Genomic DNA, 7,918 nt, shown 5'->3' with positions numbered 1-7,918 from the left:
GCTGACGCACGGCTAACCGCCAGCCGGGCAAAGGTAATCGGTGAATCTTGGCCTGCAAAGCCATCAGCGCGGCTGGTGATGGGGAATGAGTACAAACCTCTCCTGCTATCCACTCCACAAGTATACCGGCCGGTGTTTGTGCAATCGGCTGCGGGGCAAACCGGCAAGGCTGAATCGCTGACAGCAGCTGGTATTCTTGCTGACGGTCAACGCCAAATGCCTGACTGGCCGGGCTGACAGGACGCCAGACCGCTTGTAAATCAGATGAGGAAGAGGAGTGCAGAACAAGCCGCCAGCATCGGTTACTGAGCCCGCCCCCTAAAGGGCAGGCATGCAGTACATCGAAACCAGCAATGCGGGAGAATGGCCATTCTTCCGGCTGAAGAAACGATGAATCAGGCACTTACCAGCCCAGCAAGCGTTTGGCTTCCTGCTTACGGATTTCAGTTTCATCTGCCCACTCGATCAGGCCGGTTTCCAGATCCATCAGGCGCATAGTCATTTTGTAATACACGTCTTTATCGCTGCCTGATTGCTTCACGATACTGGCAAGGTTACCGTACATCATGTATTCCGCGCCAACCATCTTGCCAAACTGAATCGCCGTGCTTTGATTAACCAGTTCATCGTTGTTCTGGAAATTCAGTTGCTTACGAACAGCTTCTACACGCGTCATATCGACAAAACGGAACTTGCCTGAGTTGAGCATTCGCGTGCTGATTGAATCGGTAATCGATTCAGTATCAATGTGCTCGCTGGTTTTATTTTTGATGCTGTCCACCACTATGATAGGCCGCTTACCGGCTGTGATCGCGCCCACTGAACCCGATGCCAGCATGCTGTCTGTCATGTTTTCCGCAATCTTTTGCAGGTCAGTCGAGCCGAATTCAGAGGTCGTGGTTTCTATCCCCTGAGCATCTCCATAAGTCACCTGTTTTGCACAACCACCCATCAGGGCAGCAATGCCCACTAAAGCTATGACGCGTTTTTTCATTTCTAACCCTTAATCGGTTTTTATCATTCTTGGAATAATGGGGTGATTGCAATCAGCCCACTAAACTTACTTACCAGGTACTGGTCGCTTCACGGATATAAATACGGTAATTGGTGACATCCGCGCTCTTCGCCATGGCTTTGATTGTCATTGTGTCTTTACCATGCAGTACGAACTGCCGCCACGGGCTTTCGCTACCGCTGACTTCCAAGCCTTTGGCATCGTACCAGTAAAAACGGTACTGCAACTTAATATCAGTATCTGACTTGCTGTTTACCGGTACACCGGCCTGAAGCAAACCATTCTGACGCGAGACAATGGCTTTTTCTATCCCAATCTGGTTAGCCAGATAAGGGTTAGCAATGACCACATACTGGTTACTGCTATCAATACTGATACCAGAGGTTGTGGTATCCGCACAGGCTGCCATCATCACAGTGAACAATATTGCCGCAAAATATTTCATCAGTTTCCTCCTAATAACACCGACCAGCCACTCATTGACTGACCTTGTCGGGAAATCCAGACCATAGTGGTACGGCCTGATTTAACCTCAGCATCCACCGACCTGCCCTGCCATTGAATCTGATGGCTGCCGGGAGGCAAGTCTTCCTGGTACAAGGCAACCTGAGCAGGCAGCGTCTGCCAGCTTCTGGTATCCGGTTGCTCTGTTAATGCATTGAATATATTAGCCAAAACATTACCGACTTCATCACCGTTTCGCGCCGCCGACTGCCTGACCTGCTCTTTGGCAATCACTCGCAGGCTCTGGCGCAATACCCGCACTGGCAGGGTTTCGCTCAGGCTCTGTTTCGCCATCTGATCGACATTGACCAAAGGTGGCGCAGTCAGTAACCGGTTGTTAAGGCTGAGTTTACCCGGCAATACTGCCGGACGTGGCGGGTAATGAGGCAATGCCAGATTGTAAAGCACACTCTGACCCTGGCTGTCATAGAGCCAAAGCGGCAAACGCCAGCCTTCGGGAGCCTGTACCACACCCTGTTCATCTAAAATAATCAGGCGACCAGTTCCTGACTGAGGTGATTGCCAGGGGCCATACTTTTTGGCCAACAGCTGCTGATCATCTTTCATGCTCAACCGCTCAGCCAGTCTTTGCACCGCCTCTGCCACATAGGGATTATCGGGAGCGACCGCTAACGCCCGTTTGAAATCGATATAGGCATCATTCAGATTGCCGTCCGCCTCATACAGCATGCCTGACAGATAGAATAAATAGCCATTCTGCACCGCTGCCAGCGTCTGGCCGGCATTCGGGTAACGCGCCAGCACCGAGCCGATATTGTCTGCCAACCCCTCTTTTTGCAGCTGATTTTCTGCCGAGGCTAACTCAGATTCACGCTGCTGTCTGGCCGCTTCCTGAACCTGATTCGCTCTGCGCATTTCAACCAGCGCACCATTCAGGTCCCGATTATGAATGTAGTTCAGCGCAAGATATAAATGCAAAAATCCCAGTTCATAATCAGTGGCTTGGTAGCTGATCATATTGTCATTGGTGAACAGTGACCCAGCCTGGTTCAACCCTTCAGACACCTGAATCCGGGCAGCATCTTGCTGCTCTTTGACCGCGTTGTCCGATTTCTGCAGCGCAGCAAAGCTGGCCGTGTAATCGCCTGCCAGCAACGTCAGCCTGCCCCGCTCCATGCCGTCGAGAATCGCCCCTGCCGGCTCATCAGGCAGGCTGTCTAATGCGCCCTGAATCTGGCCTTGATACAACGCCTGTCTGCTCGATTTTGTGCTGGCACTATAATGGCTGAACAGGCTGTGCCCGGATAAATTGGCACAGCCTGAGAGAATAAAAGCGCAAAAAAAGACAAGCGTTTTGTGCCGGAAATGTTTTTTCATTCGATCCTGTTTGTCATCTGGCCGGCCACAAAATCTCTGCTGCCGGCAGACCATGAAGATTCACCGTCTTAACCAACCAGCATCGGGCCGAGCGGTCGTCCACCCAACAGGTGCATATGAACGTGGTACACTTCCTGTCCACCGTGAGGGTTACAGTTCACAATCAAACGATAACCGTCTTCCGCAATTCCTTCCGCTTCTGCGAGTTTGCGGGCCACGGTAAACAAACGCCCCATCATTGCTTCATCTTCCGCTTCCACATGATTAACCGTTGGAACCAGCTTATTAGGAATGATCAGGATATGGCTTGGCGCGCGGGGGTTAATATCACGAAATGCAGTAACCAGATCATCCTGATACACCACATCGGCCGGGATTTCCTTACGGATTATTTTGCTGAAGATAGTTTCTTCTGCCATGACTTTCTCCATCTTTTGATTTCTACCATTGCCGAGTATGCGTGAGTCGCGTAATCAGAGCAATATTGAACGTCGTTTTAAACCAATTTTCCTGCGACTATTTCACTGCAAAATCTTCATTTTGTTACACCTGCCAAAGTATGTGCAGAGAGTATCCGGTTATCCTCATACATCGCCTGCCTAGCAAATTAGGGTGATATTTTGATGACACGGTCACGGCTTGAGGCACACTTATTTTACGTCGTGAAGCAAACGATGTATGAGTAACAGAATAATAACACTCAGAATAAAAACCACACTGGCAAGCAAGGAAATGCTCGGGCTGTGTCCGGCCCGGGATGTTTTAGGGACGATAGTGCAATGAAAAAACAGACTTCTGTCATCCGGCGTATGTACGCGGGTTTCGCCGTGATGATCGGCCTCTTCGCGACCACCAGCACACTGACGCTGATGGAAACCAAAACCATCTATGGGCAATTAGAGTCGGTAAACACCGAGTCCGTTCCGTTAGTCACCATTTCCAGTCAGGCCAATGTGGAACTTCTGGTCGCCGACAAAGTGTTTAAAGATTTTCTGACCACTAATGATCAAGACCGAATGCAGCAGTATGAAAGTCAGTTTACTGAGTCTTACGATCATTTCAGGCAAACGCTGGCAACCCTTATCGATACCGCGAAGGGCTACCCTTCGCTGAGCAACCAGCTGGAAGCCTTGAAAGCATTAGAAGACAGGTACTTTACCCAAGCCCAGGTTGCCATGAGCAACTACCGTGATCAGTTAGCCGCCAATGAAGCTCGTCAGCAATCCATCCGCCGCTTTCAGCAGTTGCATCGGGACCTCAATGTGCGGATGAAAGATGTGATTGCCGATCGCAGCCGGGTGTCTGAGCTGATGCTGGCAAAAAGTTACTTCGACAAACTCGGTCAGACAGAAGCCATCACTTCTGATGCTCTGGCATCCAGTGATGTTGAAAAAATTAACGAAGCGATAAAAAACAATAAGCGCCTGGTTAACCATCTCAGCAATTCTTACCGCACGCTGACCTCAATGATCCCAGATCTCAAGCGGACTTTTGACTCGTCGATTGAGCAATACAATCAGGACATAGGTCAGTCCGGCGGTGTGCTGGATGTGCATTTTAACTATATTCAGGCTCAGGAACGCCTCTATACCAGTATCAGTAATCTGGCGGCAGAAATTAACAATGCTAACTCTTTGCTTGAAAGCTTCCGCAGCCAGGCAAGAGGTGACATGAATACGGCCATCGCCCAGGCAGGTGAGTCTTACCAGACGGGTGTGAGAAATACCGTTCTGTTAGGCAGTCTGGCCGCGTTTCTGGCCGTTGTTATCGGCTGGTTCCTGGCGCGTAATGTCAGACAACCGCTGGCTTCCACCCTCACCACACTGGAAGCACTGACAGCAGGCGATATGACAAAGCGCATCACAGACAACAAATTCGCTGAGTTCGGGCAATTGAGCCACCACATCAATACGCTGGCTGATCATCTGCAACAACTGCTGAGCCAGTTGAGCGATGCCTCTGCCGAACTGACGGAAGTCGCAACCCAGAACCAGACCACCACAGCTGACGCCAAAGATCGTCTGAATGAACAGCGCCAGCAAACCGCATCCGTAGCGACAGCAATGACAGAAATGGAGCATTCTGTGGCTCAGGTGACCCAAAGTGCCCAGCACACTCTGGATAAAGTGAAAAATGTTGAGTCGGCCGCGGCAACGGGCCGTGGAGTTATGGGCCGTAATATTTCCACCACCCATCAATTGTCTGAGCAATTGGATCAGTCCGTGCAAGCGGTGAACCAGCTTCAGCAAATGAGCAGTAATATCGGCAGTATCCTGGATGTGATCCGCACAATTGCCGATCAGACCAACCTGCTGGCACTGAATGCAGCTATCGAGGCCGCCCGCGCCGGTGAACAAGGTCGGGGTTTTGCGGTCGTTGCTGATGAAGTGCGCATTCTTGCTCAGAGAACCACAGACTCCACAGGCGAGATTGAATCCATGATTCAAGAGCTGCAATCCAGCTCAAGCCAGGCGGTTCAGGTGATTGAAAGCTGCGTTAACGAAATGGAAGACAGCGTCAACCAGACCTCAGAAGCCAGCAGCGCGATGGAAGAAATTGAAGCCATCATTATTGAAATCAGCGATATGAGCAGCCAGATAGTCCAGGCTACCGAAGAGCAGCGCAGCACCACGGCCAGTATTGCCCGTAGCCTGGAAGACATCAGTGAAATTGCCGATGCCAACCTTGCGGCGATGGAAAGCGTCACCAGTGCCAGCCTGAAACTGGATCACCAGGCCAAAGAGCAAAACGCCCTGGTTCAGCGATTTACCCTCTGATCAATACAATAACGCTCTAACGGCCAGAACGAGTTTCTGGCCTTTTTTATAGTGTCTGTCCCGCCAACACCCTTTTCGTCATAACCGCGTCATAACCGTGTCTGTCCCGTCATAACCAGCGACAAGCTCAGTTACTGATACTTTTATCTGCTTCGCAATTGCGGCAGATTGGTTTACTATGCGCCACCCAAAAATTTCAGCTCAGTCTACCAGGCAACTATGTCCGCCAACGCCCTATACACAGACCTTTCAGGCTATTACGACTTAATGTGTGTCGATATCGATTACCAGGCCCAAAGCCACTGTATTCGCCGGCTCCATCAATTGTTCGGTAACAACGGAAATACCCATCTTGATCTGGCCTGCGGAACAGGACCGCATGTTCGGCATTTCATTGATTATGGCTATCAGAGCAGCGGACTGGATATTAATCAGCCGATGCTGGATATTGCCGCCACGCGTTGCCCGGAAGCAGAGTTCACTTTACAAAACATGAGTGATTTCAATATCACTTCCCCGGTCGACTTGATCACCTGTTTCCTGTATTCCATCCATTACAGCGATGGCATTGAAAAGTTGAAAGACTGTATCGCCAGCGTGCACAGTGCATTAAGCGATCAGGGGATGTTCTGCTTTAACGTGGTCGACAAAGATAAAATCAATAACGATTTATTTGTCAGGCACACTGCGCAGCACGACGACAGCCAGTTCACTTTCCACTCTGGCTGGCATTATTGTGGCGACGGCGAAAAACAGTCGTTAAAGCTCAGCATCGAAAAATGCACGGCTGAAGAAACCCATCAATGGCATGACGAACACCCCATGGTTGCTGTCACTATCAATGAATTAAAAGACATACTGCAGCCCTACTTTGAAGTTCATGTCTTTGAACATGACTATGAAAAAATCATCCCTTGGGATAACAGCTCAGGCAATGCCCTTTTCGCTTGTGTGAAAATCTGACTCTGATGGTCATCATTCACGTTGATTGTGAGTGATGTTCATTTGATTGGCTTATTGGCGGCAGCAGCTATAAAACCGCTTCATTACCCCAGAGGCCAACTTGGTGTCCAAAACCCATGTTGGCCCCGCTTTAAAGGCGTCTATTTACCTCGACCTATACTGTATCTGACTTTTCCGTAGGTGCTTTAGACATACAGACTCTGTTCTTCTGATCCTGATTTATTCCCAATAATCACACTAAATCTGCTCTTTCATCCCGACATTCGTATGAGCCCATTTCGAATTCCCGGCAAATCCAAGGCCGGTTTTCATAGATGGTACACATAAAAGTTTCCCGGTTTAGCGCCGAACACCAACCGTCGGCCAGGCGTAACATGGTTTCACCACCCCATTCATCAGTGGCAATGTGCTGTTCTGGAACGCCAGTATCAGTAATGATCATAACTTCTAAGCGGCAACAGCAAGCCTGACAAGTAGAGCAAGAAACTTCAGGAACAGCGATGTTTTTTATTGGAATGGTCATGAATATCTTCAGCAAATACAGTAACGACATAATACGCTAATTCGCACCGTTTTACCGAAATAGATGACCAGGCGACAATGAGGACCATTTTGGGATCTACCAGCGATGTACCAGGACAGACACCTGAAGAAAAAAACAACTTCATCAATTTCATGAGATTCTGACCCAGATCCCCACTTCGTGATTTGCTCCTTTTTTCGGCCAGCACAGACATACACTGTATATTCATCCAGCTCAATTATTGTGACTCCCAATGACGACAGCACGCAGCCAACTTATCAGTATAGAAGCTACGCCCTACTACCATTGCGTTTCCCGATGTGTTCGCCGCTCCTTTCTTTGCGGCTACGATGAACTGACCAAGACCAGCTATGAACACCGGCGGGGGTGGGTTGAGAAACGCTTGAAACGGATTGCCAGTGTCTTTTGTGTGGATGTTTGCGCCTACGCCATTATGAGTAATCACTACCATGTCGTTTTGCATATCAACAAGGATCAGGCCCACCGCCTCTCGAACCATGAAGTTATAGAGCGCTGGCTCACCTTACATCGCGCCCCTGCGCTGATTCAGCGGTTTTTAAAGCACGAGGCCTTATCCGAGGCCGAACAGTCTGCTTGCTTAACCATCATCAAAACCTGGCGCGATCGGCTTTGTTCCATCAGCTGGTTCATGCGCCTGCTCAATCAGTACATCGCCAGCAAAGCCAATCAGGAAGACGAATGCACTGGCCACTTTTGGGAAGGTCGCTTCAAAAGCCAGGCATTGCTGGATGACAATGCTTTAGCTGCCGCCATGGC

The 7,918-nt window shown here is 49.7% G+C and carries 7 protein-coding genes and 2 pseudogenes; 3 read left to right on the top strand and 6 right to left on the bottom strand.

The window, feature by feature from the left end:
• From P0Y67_RS21930 to hinT, 5 genes and pseudogenes are all read right to left on the bottom strand, one after another.
• Window positions 1-403 (bottom strand): annotated as a pseudogene (locus P0Y67_RS21930) (phosphotransferase); the annotation flags it as partial.
• Window positions 404-994: a penicillin-binding protein activator LpoB gene (lpoB, locus tag P0Y67_RS21925; RefSeq protein WP_342393585.1), complete on the bottom strand. Its 591-nt coding sequence runs from the start codon at window positions 992-994 to the stop codon at window positions 404-406. It lies immediately after the preceding pseudogene.
• Window positions 995-1,064: 70 nt separating this feature from the next.
• Entirely contained in the window at window positions 1,065-1,460 is a 396-nt protein-coding gene (locus P0Y67_RS21920) for a YcfL family protein (protein ID WP_342393584.1), read from the bottom strand.
• On the bottom strand, window positions 1,460-2,857 hold the full coding sequence (locus P0Y67_RS21915) for a COG3014 family protein (protein ID WP_342393583.1): 1,398 nt from the start codon (window positions 2,855-2,857) through the stop codon (window positions 1,460-1,462). Before P0Y67_RS21915 ends, P0Y67_RS21920 begins: the two co-directional genes overlap by 1 nt.
• 68 nt (window positions 2,858-2,925) lie before the next feature.
• Window positions 2,926-3,276: a purine nucleoside phosphoramidase gene (gene hinT, locus P0Y67_RS21910; RefSeq protein WP_027253317.1), complete on the bottom strand. Its 351-nt coding sequence runs from the start codon at window positions 3,274-3,276 to the stop codon at window positions 2,926-2,928.
• 360 nt (window positions 3,277-3,636) lie between these two features.
• Between hinT and P0Y67_RS21905 the strand changes: the two genes are divergently transcribed.
• Both P0Y67_RS21905 and P0Y67_RS21900 read left to right on the top strand, forming a co-directional pair.
• A complete protein-coding gene (locus tag P0Y67_RS21905; RefSeq protein ID WP_342393582.1) occupies window positions 3,637-5,634 on the top strand; it encodes a methyl-accepting chemotaxis protein in 1,998 nt (665 codons plus the stop codon).
• A gap of 219 nt (window positions 5,635-5,853) precedes the next feature.
• On the top strand, window positions 5,854-6,597 hold the full coding sequence (locus P0Y67_RS21900; protein ID WP_342393581.1) for a class I SAM-dependent DNA methyltransferase: 744 nt from the start codon (window positions 5,854-5,856) through the stop codon (window positions 6,595-6,597).
• A 232-nt stretch (window positions 6,598-6,829) separates the two neighbouring features.
• Here P0Y67_RS21900 and P0Y67_RS21895 read toward each other — a convergent pair whose 3' ends face one another.
• Window positions 6,830-7,120 (bottom strand): YkgJ family cysteine cluster protein, encoded by a 291-nt coding sequence (locus P0Y67_RS21895; RefSeq protein ID WP_081669315.1) that lies wholly within the window; start codon window positions 7,118-7,120, stop codon window positions 6,830-6,832.
• Window positions 7,121-7,373: 253 nt separating this feature from the next.
• Here P0Y67_RS21895 and P0Y67_RS21890 point away from each other — a divergent pair.
• Window positions 7,374-7,918, top strand: a pseudogene (locus P0Y67_RS21890) (alpha-amylase family glycosyl hydrolase); the annotation flags it as partial.

The sequence above is a fragment of the Photobacterium sp. SP02 genome (genome assembly GCF_038519165.1).
GTDB lineage: Bacteria > Pseudomonadota > Gammaproteobacteria > Enterobacterales > Vibrionaceae > Photobacterium > Photobacterium halotolerans.
Note: the sequence above shows the minus strand (reverse complement) of the source record. Positions and strands in the feature narration are given on the sequence as shown.